Source organism: Clostridioides sp. ZZV15-6388 (assembly GCF_020657755.1).
In the GTDB taxonomy this organism is placed as follows: Bacteria; Bacillota; Clostridia; order Peptostreptococcales; family Peptostreptococcaceae; genus Clostridioides.
Map to the genome: position 1 here is coordinate 78976 of NZ_JAGWCU010000010.1, position 17411 is coordinate 96386.

Below are 17411 nucleotides of genomic sequence, written 5' to 3' on the forward strand. Positions count from 1 at the left end.
CATTGTTAAATATATGTATATATTCATTAGAAATTTGCATTATTGACAATTTTCTAACTCATTTATAAATAATGGTAGGATATTTTAAAGTATTATAAGATTATAAAACTTAGACCATATATATAAATGGTTTATAATAATTATAGTTTATGGCATAAAAATAAGCAACTATTTTAAATTATTAAAGAGGAAAAAATATGAAAAAAAAACCACAGTATTTAATTATTTTTCAATGCTTAATTCAGCAAATTTATACAGGCAAAATTGTAGTTGGAGATAAACTCGGCTCCATTCAAAAAATGTCTAAAGAATATATGGTATCAAAAAATACCATAAAAACAGTAATTAAAATGTTATCAGAAGAAGGTTTTATAGAAACAAAAGCTGGTGCTAGACCAGTATTGATTCATAATGTAAGTGAAAAATTAGTGGAATCTGAATTGGTGTATGAGAAAATTTTGCAAATAGCAGATATGTATCAAGTTTTTAGCTTAATATTTCCTGCGCTTGCTGTTTATAATATAGAGCGATTTACATCAAAAGACTTGCAAGAATTATATGATATTATCAGCTATATGGAAAAAAATAATTCAAACCATTTTATATTTAGAGAGCAAAAACTAAAATATATAAATAAACTAATCAGCAAGTCAAATAATTTACTTATTCATTCTTTTTGTGATATTATTCAGAGTAATATAATGGTTTCACAAATAACCTATAGTATTGATAAATTAGATGATAGTTCTGTAGATTTTTTTCGAGATAAGTATATTGAACAAATAAAGCAGGTTTATTTATACGCATTAAATAGAAATTTTACTGAATTTAAACAATTATTAATTTATATGTATGAAAAAAATAGGGAATTTACTTTAGAAATTGTAAAAAAACATATTTCACAGGAGAAAGCTAGAGATGATTTTAGTTCTATGGCATTAAAAAATTGTTATCTATATGATTTAATTGTTTCTGATATCATATCTCAAATTTTTGAAGGAAATCTTAAAACAGGGGATTGTCTACCATCTATTAATTCTGTAATTAGTAAGTATAATATATCTCTTCCAACAGTTAGAAGTGCATATAATGAATTAAATGAATGTGGAATTGCTAAAACAATTAATGGAAAGGGAACATATATAACTCTTTTTTCTGAGTATACTGATGATTATATTAAAACAAAAGAAGGAGCTAAAAGATTAAAATTGCTTTTAGATGCTATGGAGTTTGTTACGATTACATTAGAAGATGTGGTGCTTTTAGTGGGTGAGAATATAGATTCTGTGATGATAGAAAATATAGAAGCTCATTTAAGACATCTACAAAAGAATTCTGAAGAATGTAATATCTATCCAGATTTCGTTTTGCTATGTAAAATAGTGGACTGTTCAGAAATTTATATAATGCAAGAAATATTTATGCATTTAAAGCAATATATTGTATTTGGGATTTATATAGAGCGATTTTTTCCTGAAAAATACCCCGAAATTTTAAAAACACGTTTCGGGATATGTTTTGAAATATTGATGTACTTAAAAAAAGGTGATGTTAAAGGATTTTCAGTAGCATTTTCAAATCTTTTTAAGAAGTCTTTTCAACAATTGAAAAAATGTTATGTCTATATAGAAAGTATAATAGAAGAGTAAAGTTAAAAGTATCATTAAAGACAATATAGAGATAGTATAAATTTTATTTATCTTGTACGTATAATAGGCTAGATAGTGGATTTTTTATGGGTGGAGTAGTTGAAAGCATCCATTATTAATTTTTAAATGTTTATTTAACAACAATACATATTTTACTATAAAAAAAGGTTCACTATAATTATGGTGAACCTTTTTTATTATTTATCAGAATTAGATTTTTTATTTATATGGGATAAATAGTAACTGTCATCAAAAATAATTAACATACACTCTAAAATTATTATAAAATTTCCAACTCCATATACAGTCCAATATTCTTTAAAATGAAGGTAAATCTCCCTTCAATGCTATTAGATTTGTAATAAACGCATAGAATTAGCACTTCTAAAAGCACAACCTCTATTTAAATATCTATCATAAGCCTCTCTATCGTATTTAGTTATATATGTACATAAACCTTCTTCATAATTATCTCCTTCAAAATCTACAAAATGAGATAAATACATATATACTACCTCATCATTGTATTTTGGAGCTCCTCCTCTTGATTTTTTCTAGCTGCTGACATAGCATATGAATTTGCTGTTGTTGCTACGAAAAAAGTAGTTGCTAGTGTTAAACTTAATACCTTTGATTTAGTTTTTTTCATTTGTTTTCCATCTCAAATAACTTTACATTATCCTACGATTTAATTATTTATAGAATTTTTATCAACTTTATACTTATGCTTTAAATTAATAGTAATAGCAATTGCTGTTGCTATTATAAACTCGCTTAATATTACACCTGGATTCCAAATTTCAAAATAGAAGTGCCCAATAATATATATAGCGAATGCAATTAAGTATGTGGCTAGACAGCTTAATACAATAAATAAGATTTTATCCTTTTTTATTTCCTTTTCAACTAACTGCTGTTGCTGTTTTTCTAGAATTTCTGTTCTAATTGATATCTCATCTATTTCAGATGGCTTCAAAAGATAATCTATTGTAACATTAAATATTTCGCTTAAAGCAATTAACTTTTCTGTTTCTGGAACAGATTGACCTGTTTCCCATTTTGATATACTTTGTCTTGATACATTAAGTTGTTCTGCTAAATTCTCCTGAGATAGATTATTTGCTTTTCTTAGTTTTAAAATTTTTTCAGATATATCCATTTTATTTTCCTCCTCAATCTTTATTCTAAAATATTAACAAATATACAAGTTGCACACTATCAATCCTACTATGTTTTTTGTCAACTTTGAGTTGCATCTTTGTAATAATAGGCATTTTATATAAATTTTATTATTTGATAAAGTAGCTTAAAGTTATGAATTCAAGAAAATTTTAATATCTAAGTATAGTACAGGGGATAAAATTAGAGGAAAGAATATTTTGGTATAAGCTTAAAATATTACTAATTACTAAATAAAACTCCCAAGTTCATTTGAATTTGAGAGTTATTTATTGCAAAACTAGACTTTATGTTGTCCCAATGTGATTTGAAATGATGTACCTTTTCCAATAGTGCTAGAAACTGAAATACTACCTTCATGTGCATCAATAATCTGCATAGAGATAAATAAACCTAATCCTTTACCTTGTATATGATGGTTTTTGCTACTATAGTATTTATCAAAGATGTCACTTGTCATCTCTACATCCATACCAATACCATTATCAGTAATATCAATACAAGTTCCTTTAGATGTTTGTTTTAAAACAACATTTATTTCTGTTCCATCAGGATTGTGTTCAACACAATTTATTAAAAGGTTATAAATGGCTCTGTACATTAGCATCTCATCAATAACTAAATGCAACCTTCTCAAGTCTGTATGAAATTCAAATATCTGATTTTCTGATTTTGGATTGTTTGCTACATCAGCAATGAGTTTTTGAAGAAAGGCAACCATTTCAACTTGTGTGTGCTTAAGCTGTATCTTCCCAGAGGAATCTATAAAAAAAGTCAGGCTTAAATCATCTATTAACTTTTCGATATATACTCCCTTTTTATATATATTATTCAGAAATGTCATTCTTTCTTCTTCACTAAAATTGTGGTTTTTATTAAGCAGTAGAGAAGAGTACCCATTGATATATGACAGTGGCGTTTTCAAATCATGTGATACACCAGCAAGCCAATCAGTTTTTGCCATTTCCAGCTTTTCTCGTTCAATCTCAGTTTCTTGAAGCTTATTGCCTAAAGCTTTTATATTTACAATAACTTCCTTATACATAAAGTGGTACCATTTTAACTTTCCATTTTTGGTAAAAGCTTTTTCAGCTATTATATAATCTCCTTTTGATAACTTGCTTATTGAACCAATTATCAAGTAAAGTGGTCTAACAAGAAATAAACAAAAAAGTATTCCTCCTGTAATAAAGCAAAAAGCAATTATAAGTATGCTTGGAAAATAGTCAATGGACGAATTAATTACATATAAAGGTTTAGATGCGCTTTCAGAATATATCAACTGAGTAAGTAACATAAATAATGTTACGAAGTACACTAGGAATATAAAGAGACCTACTGTAAAGTAGGCAATGAAACGAAAATATAGTTTTTTCAATATATCAACTCCCATCTGGTGGTATGAACTTATAGCCAATTCCACGAAGGTTTGTAATAACCTTGTATGGTTTATTATCATCTAGTATCTTTTTTCTAAGCTTGGATATATGTATTGTAACAGTCTTTTCATCTCCATATCCTTGTAGTCCCCAAATTGTATCATACAAATGTGATGTGGTGAAGACTTTATTAGGATTTTGGCAAAAGAATTCCATCAGTTCAAGTTCTTTGGCTGTACATTCGACATCCTGATTATTTACAGTAAGTATACCACGTGTCATATCAAGGACTATATAGCCATAACGATAAATCATAATACTTTCTGAATGAGTATTTAATGCTGAACGTTCGAGTTGTTGACGTCTAAAAATAGCCTTGATTCTTGCTACAAGTTCCATTGTATTAAATGGCTTTGTTATGTAGTCATCACCACCAATGGCAAGTCCTGATAACTTATCGTAATCACCAGTTCTGGCAGTTAGAAATATGATAGGTGCTATGGTTTGTCTGCGGATTTTTGTACATAAGTCAAATCCACAATAATCTGGCAGCATTACATCAAGAATGATAAGGTCATATTGATTGTTTTTTATGCACTCAAGAGCTTCGTTGCCTGTTGATACACAAGTAATATTATGATATTGCTCTTTATTTAAGGTAATTTTCACTAGTGTTAAAAGCCCTTCTTCATCATCAACAATAAGTATCCTTTCGGGGTTTTCCAATCTGTCATTCATAATATTTCATCTCCCAGTATACAAAAATAGTATCATCATAATATCATACATACAAAATGTAATCAACAAATATTCTTTTATTTTTACCCTCACTTTACTTTTATTTTACTTTCATATTGTATCTTATTTAGTAAGGATAAAGATAAACATAGGAGGTAAAAGATGATAAAATCACTGAAATTAAGAGGATTATGTGTTCTATTATGTGGGGTCTTGATTGTTGGTGTAGCTACAGGATGTGCATCTCAAAATACATCATCAAAAAGTTCAAAAGTTAAATCAACACCTAAAAAAACACAAGAAGTTACCCGTGTAAATTATGAAAAACAGGTGAAAGAATTTAAGGAAAAATATGCCAAGAAACCAAATGATGAGGTTATAGGATTAGAGTATGCTCAAATACTATTTACATTAGGCGATTTTGCAGAAGCACAAGAGATATTAAAGCCATTAGCAAGTTTAAAAAAGGTCTCACCAGAGGTTATTTATCTTTCAGCGCAAATAGAACATCTGAATGGAAATTATACACAAGCTGAAAAATTATACAAGACTCTAATAGAAGAGTATCCTGATAAATTTAAAACAAAAGCTGAAGATGGATTAGTATTGACATATTACCAAACAAATCAATATGAAAAAGCTAGCAAGTTATCTTTAGAAAAAGAAAAACAGAATAATGCCATACTAGAAATGATGCAATCTTTTGAAGATAAACAAGCAAACCAAATTAACTGGAATGGAAAAGAAGAAAGTGCTATTCCATTTGTAACAAGTGAACCCCTACCTGTTGTTCCAGTTGAGATAAATGGAAAAAGAATAAATGCTTTTATTGATACTGGTGGTGCAATGTTTGTTGCGGATAGTAAACTTGCAAAAGAGCTTGGTATTAAAACAGCTTCAAAGAAAGAAGGTACATTCCAAGGAGGTAATACCACCGAAGTTGGTTTTGGTTAAGTTGACTCACTTACTATAGGAGATGTAAACATGAAGAATGTCCCTGTAATGATGGGTTCATTTGAGGGATTTGAAGAAGCATTTAAAGGTAATGCGTCAAATGTTCATGGCGTTATTGGTATAAGTGTATTGAAGGAATTTATACCTACAATTGATTATTCTAGTGGCCAGTTGGTATTAAGACCTAGAAATGAAGTAGGTATGGCCAATGCCAATAAAATGCTTGCCAACGATAAAGTATTAGAAGAGATTTCATTCACGCTTGCTTCTACTCATTACATGTATGCTAAAGGTTCAATAAATCAGAAAAGTGGAATGAACTTCTTTATGGATTCAGGGTTTGCTAATGGAGAAGGTGCTGGAATGCAACTACCTAAAGAAACAATGGACTTAGCTGGGATTCCAATGCCTGAGTTAAAGTCAGCTTCTGAAGGACAAAGTAGTGGAATGGGAGGAAGTGATTATAAAGACGGTACTTTTGAAATCTCATCATATAGTCTAGGTAGCTTGCAACTGGAAAATGGATTTGGGAACTATACAACAGGTGAGGAATCTAGATATTATGAGGAGGTTGGATTCTTTGAAGATGGTTTGATAGGTCATAATTATTTTAAGAATTACAAATGGACAATGGATTTTGATTCTATGAAGATGACATTCAGTAATTTGAAATAGTACATAGACTAAAGACTAAACAGTATATAAATAAAACTTAGTTAACACTGCCTTTTATTATAAAAACTATTATTAAAACATTACATGTATTTTAACAACACGACAGTACAAGAGATGTATTGTCGTGTTGTTTTATTTATAATATAAATTATTTGTAAACCATTTAATTATCTTAATCATCATTCAAATTTATGTTTACTTGTATAGTTGCCAACACTTATATGATATTGATTAAATCTAAAAGAATGTAGGTTTAAATTAGATGATTCTGTTTTCCTTTTTTTATGTTTATATATAGTTCGATTTCTAAAATAATTATTTTAACATTGTTGAAATAGAAACAAAAGTTTAATATAATATTGTTAATGCACTAACAGGTGGGAGGATAGGCTATGAATAAAGAAGAACAGGTCATAATGGGTTTCAGGGACTTATTAAACAAGATGGTTTGGCTTAATAAATTTAAGATGGAAGAAAGTCTTAAAGGTTATAAATCTTCTGAAGTACATTGTATCGAATACATTGAAAGAAATGTAGATTGCAACGTGACAAAGCTTGCAGAGCACTTTTATATGACTAGAGGTGCAATAAGTAAGCTAACTAAGAAACTCATAAAAAAAGGAATTATCGAAAGCTACCAGAAGTCTGATAACAAGAAAGAAATTTATTTTAGACTTACTGAACAGGGGAAAGCAGTTTATAAAATTCATGAGGGACTGCACAATGAGTTTCAAGAACGTGATAAAGCTGTATTTGAGCAGGTAACTGACGAACAATTTGATATTATGATTGGCTTTGCGGAAAATTACAATAGGCATCTGGATGCAGAAATAAAGAAACAAGGTATAATATTAAGTCAAAATAAATTAGAATAAAGAAATTGAAACTATAGACAGCCCAACTCTATTGAGAACGGGCTGTATTTTTATTGCTATTATTTTGTTGACAAGGAAACAAAATGGTGGTACGATAAATATGTTTCCAAGGAATCAAAATAATAAAGAGATAAATATATTCCCTAGGAGTTGAAGTAATAAAAAAAAGAATATGTCTTCAAGGAATTATAATAATGAAAAAAGTAAAAAAGTAAAAAAGAAATAGAAGGAATGTGTTTCTGAAGGAAACCAAATTATACTTTTTGAGAGGAGGATTTAAGTGTTTATATTTAAATCAAATAATGAACAGAATACAGAACAAATTGTAAATAAAAAGGCTTTGATATTTGGTCTTATATCTGCGTTTCTTTGCGGAATCGGGTTCACTATCATAGCACCTGTTGTTCCATTCTTAGTGCAACCTTATACAAATAGTCCATCAGAACAAACTATAGTTGTTACAATGCTAACTTCTGTTTATGCAATCTGCGTGTTTTTTGCAGCTCCTGGGCTTGGAGCTTTGAGCGACCGATATGGACGTCGTCTATTACTCTTATCATGCCTTTTGGGTTCTGCAATAGGGTACTTAGTTTTTGGAATAGGAGGAGCTCTATGGGTACTATTTGTTGGACGTATAATAGAAGGTATAACAGGTGGTAGCATAAGCACTATCTTCGCATATTTTGCAGACATCACTCCTAGAGAATATCGAAGCAAATACTTTGGATGGGTGAGTGCTTTTTCAGGTGTAGGCTGTGTTATTGGTCCAACTGTAGGTGGATTACTTGCTAAGTTTGGTTATTCTGTACCAATGTACTTTGGGGCAATAATAACTTTATTGAATGTTATTTATGGATTCTTATATATGCCTGAGAGCCTTGATAAGAAGAATAGATTAAAGGAGATTACACTTGCAAGGCTAAATCCATTTATACAGCTTGCAAATGTACTTTCTGTAAAAAACTTAAAAAGGCTACTTGTATCAGCATTCTTACTTTGGATACCAAATGGGTCTTTACAGTCTGTCTTTTCACAATTTACAATAGATACTTTCAATTGGAAACCCGCACTAATTGGACTTGTATTTTCAATTATGGGTATCCAAGACATCATTTCACAAGGTTTTATAATGCCAAAGCTTTTGAGAAAACTCAGTGATGCACAGATAGCCATTCTTGGAATGATTTCGGAGATTATAGGTTACAGTTTTATTGCAGCATCGGCACTGTTTTCATTCTATCCTATTTTTATTGTTGGAATGTTTATATTTGGTTTTGGCGATTCTATCTTTGGACCTTCATTCAATGGGATGATATCCAAGTCTGTCGATTCTAGTGAACAGGGAAGGATTCAAGGGGGTAGTCAATCTATTCAATCTTTAGCGAGAATAATTGGACCTATCATTGGAGGTCAAATCTATGTGTCTCTTGGTCATGCGGCACCTGCTTTTATGGGCATGATACTTATAGCAGTGGCAATATCAGTTTTGTATAGGGGAACACATGCAAATGTATAAACTTTGTAAAATCTAATAAGTAAAAATTCAATTTATGGAGCAGTTGATTTTAATAGATTGACTGTTTTTTTGTATTATATTATTTTTAATTAAATAAATTTGACTTTCAAAGTTTTTTATACAAACTATTTGTCCAGTTATGCACTTTTATCGACTAGTTACACGAATTGTATTGAATATTTAGAAAATTGGTACTATTATATAAATAAATTTAAACATATAAGGAGGTTTTTTATATGAATATTCATTGTGGAGGATGGTCAAAGTTTAGAGCAGTAGAAAAAATAATATAAAGTAGAAAATGTAATTAGATATAAAATAAAAAGTATAATTAGATATATAAAATAAAATTACTGTGTTAGTAAAGGCTATATTTTACAAGCACAGTTATTTTAACATTAAAAAATTTTATAAACAAGGGGGAAGATACATGGAAGAAAAAAATCAGCTTTTAGAAGAAATCAAAATCCTATTAGATGAAGGGAAAGTAGCAATAGATAAGGCTATAAATAAGAATCTAATTTTGATTCTTGGAGGCACAGGTTGTGGGAAAAGTACAGCAATTAATTATCTTGCAGGATGTGAAATGAAGGAAGTAGAAGATGAAGATACTGGTATCTCATATATTGAATGTGTAGACCCTGTTGCAGAAATTGGTTCAGGAGCTGTTTCACAAACTTTGTATCCCAATATTGTAGATATGAGAAGAGAAGTAGAAGGAATGGATGCAAAATTATGTGATACTGCAGGATTCAGTGATAACAGAGGTGTAGCACATGACATTAGTGCAGCAGTTTCGTTGGGAGAGGTGTTTAGAAATTCTGCATCTATATGTGGCGTAGTTGTACTAATACCAGAAGCAGATATATTAGAGGCTAGACTTACAAAAGTACTTGATTTATTTCAACAATTAAATATGTGTCTTCATAAAGAGAATTTTAGAGGAAGTATTACTTTCTTTGTTTCTAAAAGCTTTTTAGGAAGAACAGAAAAACAAATATATAATGTGATTAGAAAAAAATACGAACAATTGTGTGAAAGTCCAGAAAATAATATACAAGATAAAGCTTGGTTATTTGAAGAATTGCTAAAAGGAGAAGGAAAAAATATTCATCTTTGTAAACCACTTGAAGCAGAGCAAAGAGAAGGATTATTAAAAGAAGTAATAAATTTAGAAGAAGTAAAAGATAAAACATCAGCATTCCAATATCCAATCAGTGCAGATGCAAGATTAGTTTTAGATACATTAATAAAAGATATTCAAGGTGGTATAGTATCTAGACTAGAAGTTTATGTTAAGGAATATACAGAAGACTTTATTGAAAAGGTTGAAAGAGTAACAATGATTCAAGAAATGTCAAAATATGATAGAGTAGTAGACATATTTAAAGACTGGTTAGAAAGTTCAGTTAATACAGCTAGTATTACTTTAGATAAATTTATCAATTTATTGTCAGGAGAAAGTGGATTATTCTTGGAAGACACATGTATAAAGTTACAAAATGAGATAAAGAGAAACTTGGGTATAATTAAAGACTTAAATAAATATACAGACCATGGAGATGCTGAAATTTCACTATCTTCTGTATATATGGAATCTATTATAGAAAAAACAAGTAAAAGTATAATGGAACAAAAATTTATTATTATAAGAAAGAAAGTAGAAGAGATTTTAGTTTCTTATGAGGTACAAAAACAGGTATGGACATTATCAAATAGAGATAAATTGATGGAAGTTGCAAATAAAACAGATTACATATATAGTAAACGTGATTTTGAGCCTATTTTAAAGAATCTTACAGATAGAAATAGTGAAGAATTAGGAGAAAATATAACAAGATTAAATACCTATGGAGAAAAAGGTAATGAAATAATTAGAAATCTTGTAAGTAAATATATTTTAACTCCATTTATAATAAAAACATTTGAACTTAAAAACAAGACAGTCATAGAAGTGAAGGCACTAATTCCAAACTTAGTAATAAGTAGTGTTCTAGAGGCTTTTAGAAATAGAAAAGTGGGAGAGGATGTCTCTACAATTATGTTTTCAGCTAAAGATACTATCTATATGGATGATAATCTTGGAATGGATTTTGCATCAGAAAAAAATAGCATTATTTCTTGTAAGAATCTTGATGTAAGTAGTAATGCTAAGATTAATGTAAGTGGAAAGAGTGGAAATATTATAGATAATTCTATATATGGAAGAAATGGTGAAGATGGTAGAGATGCAGGAAATATTTATTTATATATTAAGGAAGAAATTAAAAACTATCGCCTTACACTAATAGCAAATGGAGGAAATGGTTCAAGAGGAACAGATGGTAAAGATGGTGAGACTGGAAGCACAGGTAGAAATGGAAGTGATGCAGGATATACAAGTAGTTTCCATGGACAAATGTTTAAAGGTTATTTTGCATCAGGAACAAGTGGTGCAAAAGGAGGAAATGGAGAAAAAGGAGGAAATGCTGGAAGAGGTGGAAATGGAGGAAGTAAAGGAAATATCTACTTCTTGGCAGATTCAGATGAAAAGAGAGATAAGTTAATCAGCTGTTGTGATATAACAGTAAGAGATGGAGAAAGAGGTCCAGATGGAAGACCAGGATTTGGTGGAAATGGAGGAAAAGGTGGTTATCATGGTTATAATACACTTTCATTTTCTCCAAGTGCTATAGATTCCACTGTATACTATACAGGATATTTTACAAGTTGGGATTATAAGCTAACTGGTATTGCTAGTTATCGTATAACTTTTGAAGGTGGAAGTTGGAAAGAAGGAAAAGAAGGTCCATCAAGAGAGTATGCTGATTATGGAGATAGAGGAGAATCTGGAGGATATAATAATCCAAATTCTAAAGTATCAACAGCAGTTTTAAAAGTAGAAGAAAGTTTTGTTAAAGAGAAATATCAAAACTATTGTGCTGAAGTATAGAAAGGGATGAACACATGGCAAATGAATTGTACAATGGAATCATAAATCTTTTAGAAGATGGAAGGCATGAACTGGAAAGATACAATTTAGGAGAAAAATCGATTTTGTTATTCCTGGGTGCTTCAGGAGTTGGAAAAAGTACTTGTATCAACTATTTAAAAGGTTGTGAGATGGAAGAAAAGACAGATGCGGAAACTGGACAAGTATACATCACAGCTAAAGATTCAGCAGTTGATATTGGAAATGGTGTATATTCTAAGACTTTATGCCCAGAAGTTGTAGATATTGAAAATAAAGCATTTTCCTTATGCGATTGCCCTGGATTTTTTGATAATCGTGGAGCAGAGTATATGATTGCAGGAGCAATGCTTGTAAGAGAAACTATCTCTGCATCTTTAAAGGTAAAAGGGATAGTAGTCATTTTAGACTACCAGTCTTTACTGGACTCTAGACATACACTGTTAATTGATACAGCTAAAAACTTAAAAGATATGTTTAATGAATATACACAGTATAAGGAAAATTTTTTCTTTCTTATCAATAAAATACCTAAGTCACCTAGTAGTAGTGTAACAAAAGAAAAAGTTAGAAATATACTGAAAAAAGTAAAAGAAGACCTAGATAATCAAGAAAAAGATTATGAAGGTTATAAAGAACTGGTATATCTGTTAAATGTGATACTATCAGATAATGTGTCTATAGAATTGTGTAATCCACTAGATACAAAGCCAGAAAATCTATTGGGAGAACTAGAAAAACTTCCAAATACTTTCAAAAAAACTGATATGGGATTGATGCTTACAGCTTCTTGTAAAATAGAGGTACAAAAAGCTGTTGATATAACATATAAAGAACTAGAAAAACTTTTACCTTCTTATATAGAAAGTGTAAAAAAGGCGTTAGAAGATTCTATTTCTATTTTATCTTCTATAGAAAATTTAAAAGAGAAAAAAGCTCAGTTGGAACAAATGAGTCAGAGCTTAGGAAAAACAAATAGTATTGAAGGACTCATGAGATTTGTGCAAGAACTTTTCTATGGTGATGGTGTACAAAAAGTAAACATATTAGAAAAAATACGCCTTGTTTTAGAGCTAAATAGTTATTGTAGAGAAACTAATATTGTCGGTCTAAGTGAATTGTTAAAATCATTATTAAATACAACGCTAGAAGACACTTTAAAATGTATTAAATACTGGATAGCAGAGAAGGAATTGGAAGAGGAAGAAGCTGAGAAACTTCTAGATGAAGAATATAGAAGAGAAAAAATTCAAAACTGTACATATATAAAATCATATGAAAAAGACAAAGTGCTTTCTATATATATTCCTGTACCTAAAGTGAATTTATCAGATTTGACTAAAATCATATCTGGATATAAACTTAATGAATTATCATCTATATATATGTATGGAGAGTGTGAGCTAAAAATAGATTGTGATATGAAGAAGGATGTTTTCTCAGGTAAAAACATAGTTCTATTGGTTGAAAAATTATGTATACCAAAAGGTTCTTATTCAATTAATGTTTCTGGAAATGATGCAAAAAAATTGGATGGAGAAAGTTCTATTTATAACGGAATGAATGGAAGAGCTGGAAATAATGCAGGAACTTCAGGCGATATTTTAATATCTTTTAAACATATACAAAAAGAAGGCGAACTTAAGCTTTATGCTGATGGTGGACAAGGTGGAAACGGCCAAGATGGAAAAGTAGGAGAAACAGGAGCATACGGAATAGCTGGAGCAAATGCAAAACTAGGTTCTAAGCCAGAGAAAAAAGAGTTTACTAAGGAGAAAGATACAAAATACTATATAGTAGAAGCAGAAAAAGGAAAACAAGGAAATACTGGAGGAACAGGTGGAGATGGTGGAAATGCTGGTCTTGGAAGTAAGGCTGGACAGATTTATCTCCTTGGACAAGCAACAGTACTAAAAAATTCTATAAACCAAAGAGACGGAAGACATGGCTTAGCAGGAAAAGGCGGTTCTGGAGGAAAAGGTGGAGCTGGAGGTTTTGGAGGAATCCGAGGAATTTTTGAAGAAACAATAAGATATATAGGAACTTCTGTTCCAATAGATGATAGTGACAGAAACTATTACTATTTTGATAGATATGTGATAGGTCGTGGTTCAGACAGTAAGGAAACAGCAGATGATGGAAAGGCACTAGATGCTCTTTATGCAAAACACAAGGACTGGACAATTAAAAAACTTGCAGATTCAGGCCTAGATGGAGCAGATGGAAAAGAAGGGCATCCTGGAAAATCATTAGTAGAAAACGCATTGCTAAAGCAGGAGTATTCTCTATCAATGGATACATTTTTCTATCAATTCTTTGAAAGATTTGGTTTTTCTGGAAGTAAAGGATATAGAAACCTTAAACTTTTATGTTCAGTAGGAATTTTAGAAGCAGATATTTTAGAAATTTCACATATTTATGAGATTTTTAATGCAGTTGAGAAAGTGGAAATGCAGTTAAATAGAGAAATTCTTCAGAAATATTATAAATTTGATAAGAAAAATAAAGAAGTAATTTCGTTAGATGATATGCATACAAAGAAAGAGTTTTACCAAGAAGCAAAAGAGATTTATGACTATCTTATAAATAAATTGATGCAGTCTAATAGAATAGAAGCTTTTGTAAAAGAAAATCAGAGTTTTAGTGAATGGAGTATGATTTTATTTGCATTAGAACAGAAAGCAGCATTTTATATGCAGATGATAGAGGAAGATGAAATTGGAGGAAATCGTGTTACAGATATTCGCACTCTGACAGATTATCTAGAGAAGACTTTAAAAGAATTGGAACAAGGAAAAAAAGATGAATTAAAAGAAGCATATTTCAATACATATAAGGAAAATGTCTTAACTCAAATTGACTCAGGAAATCAACAAATAGAAGTTTTGAAAAAAGAACTTGAAAATAAAATGCTTTCTGTTGGAGCAAAAATGAATCTTTTGATTCAAGAAATTCTAAAGATAAAAGAAGATGAAAAAGGAGACATAAAGAAATTAGAAGAAAAGAAGGAAAAACTTCAGGAACAAATGAAAACACAGCTAATTCTTTCTGGAATACAGAGTGCGTTGAGCTTACTATCATCATTAAGTGGTATTGGTCAAGCTTGTCTGGGAGCTTTTGATAGTGCAAAATCTTTAAAAGAAAATCTTTCAGCTAAGGAAGAAGAGTACCAATGGACTAACAGAATGGTTAGTTTTTCAGATTTCAAAATGGATTCTGAAGGTATGAGTTTTGTCCTTGGAACTCAGTTAAATGAAGATAGAAAAAATGCTTTAGGAGCAATGACAAATAAACTAGTTGGTGTCGATGATGGAAAGATAGATAATTTTAATAAAATTAAAGAGATTATGACTAAGTCTTTAGATAATAATGACTATCAAGGGAAAGATAATGACATTGCAGCAGCAAAAAATGGACTGGATGAAGGCGAGTATGAAAAGATATACACAAACATTCAGAAAAAAGAAATGGGTATGTTGGAAGCAAATTATAGTAATAAACAACAAAAAGATAAGTTGGCTGCACTAGAGAAGTGTAAAGCATCTATTGAAAGACAGCAAAGAACAGCAACTATTAAAAATGTATTAAGTATTGGTAGTGCAAGTTGTTCTTTTATCAATACAGCAATTAGTAGTGTTAATAATTGTCTAAATGTAAAAGCTAGTTTTGAAGATAAAATAAAAGTAGTCAAAGATGCGATTAAGACAAAAGAAGATAATATTAAAAAACTAGATAGTTTAAATACTCAGATGGCAGAGTTCAAAGATAAAACATTGAAAGAATCTATTATACCATTTGTAGACGGATTTGATACTATAGTTAAAAATCAGGATATTTTTGAAAATGAGATAAGCAGATTAAAAATGAAAGATGTATTAACAGAATTAACTAAGAAGTTTGAAAGCTTGAAAATGGAAAATGCAGAGGATATTTCGGGAATTTTCAAAAAAGTACAGGACATGATGTATGCTCAGATTATTATTACTGACAAGATTGACAAGAAAAAAGACAATCTTGCAATGGGAGAACTGATTTATCACATGTCAGACAGTGGTAACCAAATGAATGAGTATCAGAAAAAGCTTATTCATCAAATTGAATTGAATCAGATTAGATATTTGTGCCAAGTGGAGGCAGCAGCTTTTCAATTATGGACGTTTCCATTTGGAAGCAATATAGTAAATATCTTAAATAGATGCCATGTAGGAATAACAGAAAATGAAGATGAGGTGTTAAAGCAGGCAAAGGAACAAAATAGACAAATTAAAGAGTTTTTAGCTCAAGATACTTATCAATGGCAAAAAACAGACAATCATATTTTGAAAATACCATTAGCAGGAAGTTTGGCTGGAAAATCACGTGTGGGATTTGAAAATACATTTTCTTTATATGATTGTAATGAAGAAGAAGTGAAAAAGCTTTTGACAGGAGAAGAAATTAGCTTTGAAATTCCAATAAATCAAAACTATGATGCAATGAAATATGTAACTATTTATGCAAATATACCTAATCTTAGACGAAATATTTTAGATGATAGTTTAAAAATAAATGTACATATGCATTTATATGATAAAGGATATTTTTCTCTATATGATGATAACAAAGATATGTACTATCAATATGTATTTCCACAAAATTATATCGATATTACACATGGTTTGGATGTTAAATATAGAAAAGATGATGATTCAGATTCAGTAAACTCTATCTGGTCTTCAATAGAAGATAAAGGAATAGAAAAGTTTAAAAATGCGGGATTAAACTCTGGTAGAAGCCCGTATTCTATGGCTAAACTTTCCTTGAAAGCACATTTTAATAAGAAGCTTTCTTATGACTTATTGACAAATGAGCAAAGTAAAAAGCTAGAGTCATATTTTGAGAAGAGTAGTAAAGATGCATGGAATCAGAGTATAGAGAGCTTTAAAAAACTTGGATATATTGATAAAAGAGGCGTTTTGCTAAAAAACTGGTCTGAAATCAAAAAGGATATGGATAACAATGGAGAAAGTATGAAGTATTTCTCTATATTACAGGCTGATTTGTGGGAAAAAATTATATATGAACAGATGAGTATATTGAAAGAGAATATACCAAATCTAACAATTGAGTTTATTGGTTGTGGTATTTATGTAGAGTCTGAATTTAACTATCTAAAACAAAATGAGCTAAAATGCTATGAACAGAGATTGATTGAAATATAGCAGTTTGAAGTGAGATTTAAGGAAGGGTGTTTTTAGTAGTGAAGTAGAACTATTATGGAAATTTACCTTTTGTATTGAGTAGTATTGAAAGGTAATATTGAATAGTATTAAAGTAGTGTTGAGAGGTAATATTGAATGGTATTACGCAATATTGAATATTATTGAGAAGTAATATTGAAGTAGGTTGATTTTAGTTATAAAATTTAGTCATAAAAGCACTTTTAAATATTATTGCTTAATTGTTTAAAAGTGCTTTTTTTAATATGAATTATAAATTTTTTAGATAGAAATGTGT

The 17411-nt window shown here is 29.9% G+C and carries 12 protein-coding genes; 7 read left to right on the forward strand and 5 right to left on the reverse strand.

Annotated elements, in window-relative coordinates; translation table 11 throughout:
- Positions 1-197: 197 nt before the first annotated feature.
- A complete protein-coding gene (locus tag KGF48_RS08715; RefSeq protein ID WP_227840416.1) occupies positions 198-1649 on the forward strand; it encodes a GntR family transcriptional regulator in 1452 nt (483 codons plus the stop codon).
- Positions 1650-1999: 350 nt separating this feature from the next.
- Here KGF48_RS08715 and KGF48_RS08720 read toward each other — a convergent pair whose 3' ends face one another.
- The 5 genes from KGF48_RS08720 to KGF48_RS08740 form a co-directional block, all read right to left on the reverse strand.
- Positions 2000-2155: a hypothetical protein gene (locus tag KGF48_RS08720; protein ID WP_227840415.1), complete on the reverse strand. Its 156-nt coding sequence runs from the start codon at positions 2153-2155 to the stop codon at positions 2000-2002.
- A 5-nt stretch (positions 2156-2160) separates the two neighbouring features.
- Positions 2161-2298 carry a hypothetical protein gene (locus KGF48_RS08725; RefSeq protein ID WP_227840414.1) on the reverse strand — a complete coding sequence of 46 codons (138 nt, stop codon included), beginning with the start codon at positions 2296-2298 and terminating at the stop codon, positions 2161-2163.
- 39 nt (positions 2299-2337) lie between these two features.
- On the reverse strand, positions 2338-2808 hold the full coding sequence (locus tag KGF48_RS08730; RefSeq protein WP_227828802.1) for a helix-turn-helix domain-containing protein: 471 nt from the start codon (positions 2806-2808) through the stop codon (positions 2338-2340).
- 300 nt (positions 2809-3108) lie between these two features.
- Positions 3109-4206, reverse strand: a complete 1098-nt coding sequence (locus KGF48_RS08735; protein WP_227840413.1) for a sensor histidine kinase — start codon at positions 4204-4206, stop codon at positions 3109-3111.
- Between the two features lie 4 nt (positions 4207-4210).
- Positions 4211-4945 carry a response regulator transcription factor gene (locus tag KGF48_RS08740; RefSeq protein ID WP_227867932.1) on the reverse strand — a complete coding sequence of 245 codons (735 nt, stop codon included), beginning with the start codon at positions 4943-4945 and terminating at the stop codon, positions 4211-4213.
- A gap of 162 nt (positions 4946-5107) precedes the next feature.
- Between KGF48_RS08740 and KGF48_RS08745 the strand changes: the two genes are divergently transcribed.
- The 6 genes from KGF48_RS08745 to KGF48_RS08770 all read left to right on the forward strand — a co-directional run bounded on the left by KGF48_RS08745 (position 5108) and on the right by KGF48_RS08770 (position 17116).
- Positions 5108-5899, forward strand: coding sequence for a tetratricopeptide repeat protein (locus KGF48_RS08745; protein WP_227867933.1), 792 nt, complete (start codon positions 5108-5110; stop codon positions 5897-5899).
- 30 nt (positions 5900-5929) lie between these two features.
- Entirely contained in the window at positions 5930-6574 is a 645-nt protein-coding gene (locus tag KGF48_RS08750) for a hypothetical protein (RefSeq protein ID WP_227867934.1), read from the forward strand.
- Positions 6575-6966: 392 nt separating this feature from the next.
- The gene (locus KGF48_RS08755) at positions 6967-7449 is read left to right on the forward strand and encodes a MarR family transcriptional regulator (protein WP_227840410.1); all 483 of its coding nucleotides are present in this window, start codon (positions 6967-6969) and stop codon (positions 7447-7449) included.
- Positions 7450-7729: 280 nt separating this feature from the next.
- Entirely contained in the window at positions 7730-8965 is a 1236-nt protein-coding gene (locus KGF48_RS08760) for an MFS transporter (RefSeq protein ID WP_227840409.1), read from the forward strand.
- Positions 8966-9395: 430 nt separating this feature from the next.
- Positions 9396-11897, forward strand: a complete 2502-nt coding sequence (locus KGF48_RS08765) for an ATP-binding protein (RefSeq protein WP_227867935.1) — start codon at positions 9396-9398, stop codon at positions 11895-11897.
- 14 nt (positions 11898-11911) lie between these two features.
- The gene (locus tag KGF48_RS08770) at positions 11912-17116 is read left to right on the forward strand and encodes a GTPase (protein WP_227867936.1); all 5205 of its coding nucleotides are present in this window, start codon (positions 11912-11914) and stop codon (positions 17114-17116) included.
- The last annotated feature ends 295 nt before the right edge of the window (positions 17117-17411 follow it).

What these genes read in the sequence shown, in the direction of transcription:
- KGF48_RS08740 (WP_227867932.1), bottom strand. Translation starts at nt 4,945, where the DNA reads ATGAATGACAGATTGGAAAACCCCGAAAGGATACTTATTGTTGATGAT.
- KGF48_RS08715 (WP_227840416.1), top strand. Translation starts at nt 198, where the DNA reads ATGAAAAAAAAACCACAGTATTTAATTATTTTTCAATGCTTAATTCAG.
- KGF48_RS08765 (WP_227867935.1), top strand. Translation starts at nt 9,396, where the DNA reads ATGGAAGAAAAAAATCAGCTTTTAGAAGAAATCAAAATCCTATTAGAT.
- KGF48_RS08770 (WP_227867936.1), top strand. Translation starts at nt 11,912, where the DNA reads ATGGCAAATGAATTGTACAATGGAATCATAAATCTTTTAGAAGATGGA.
- KGF48_RS08725 (WP_227840414.1), bottom strand. Translation starts at nt 2,298, where the DNA reads ATGAAAAAAACTAAATCAAAGGTATTAAGTTTAACACTAGCAACTACT.
- KGF48_RS08730 (WP_227828802.1), bottom strand. Translation starts at nt 2,808, where the DNA reads ATGGATATATCTGAAAAAATTTTAAAACTAAGAAAAGCAAATAATCTA.
- KGF48_RS08720 (WP_227840415.1), bottom strand. Translation starts at nt 2,155, where the DNA reads ATGTATTTATCTCATTTTGTAGATTTTGAAGGAGATAATTATGAAGAA.
- KGF48_RS08750 (WP_227867934.1), top strand. Translation starts at nt 5,930, where the DNA reads ATGAAGAATGTCCCTGTAATGATGGGTTCATTTGAGGGATTTGAAGAA.
- KGF48_RS08755 (WP_227840410.1), top strand. Translation starts at nt 6,967, where the DNA reads ATGAATAAAGAAGAACAGGTCATAATGGGTTTCAGGGACTTATTAAAC.
- KGF48_RS08745 (WP_227867933.1), top strand. Translation starts at nt 5,108, where the DNA reads ATGATAAAATCACTGAAATTAAGAGGATTATGTGTTCTATTATGTGGG.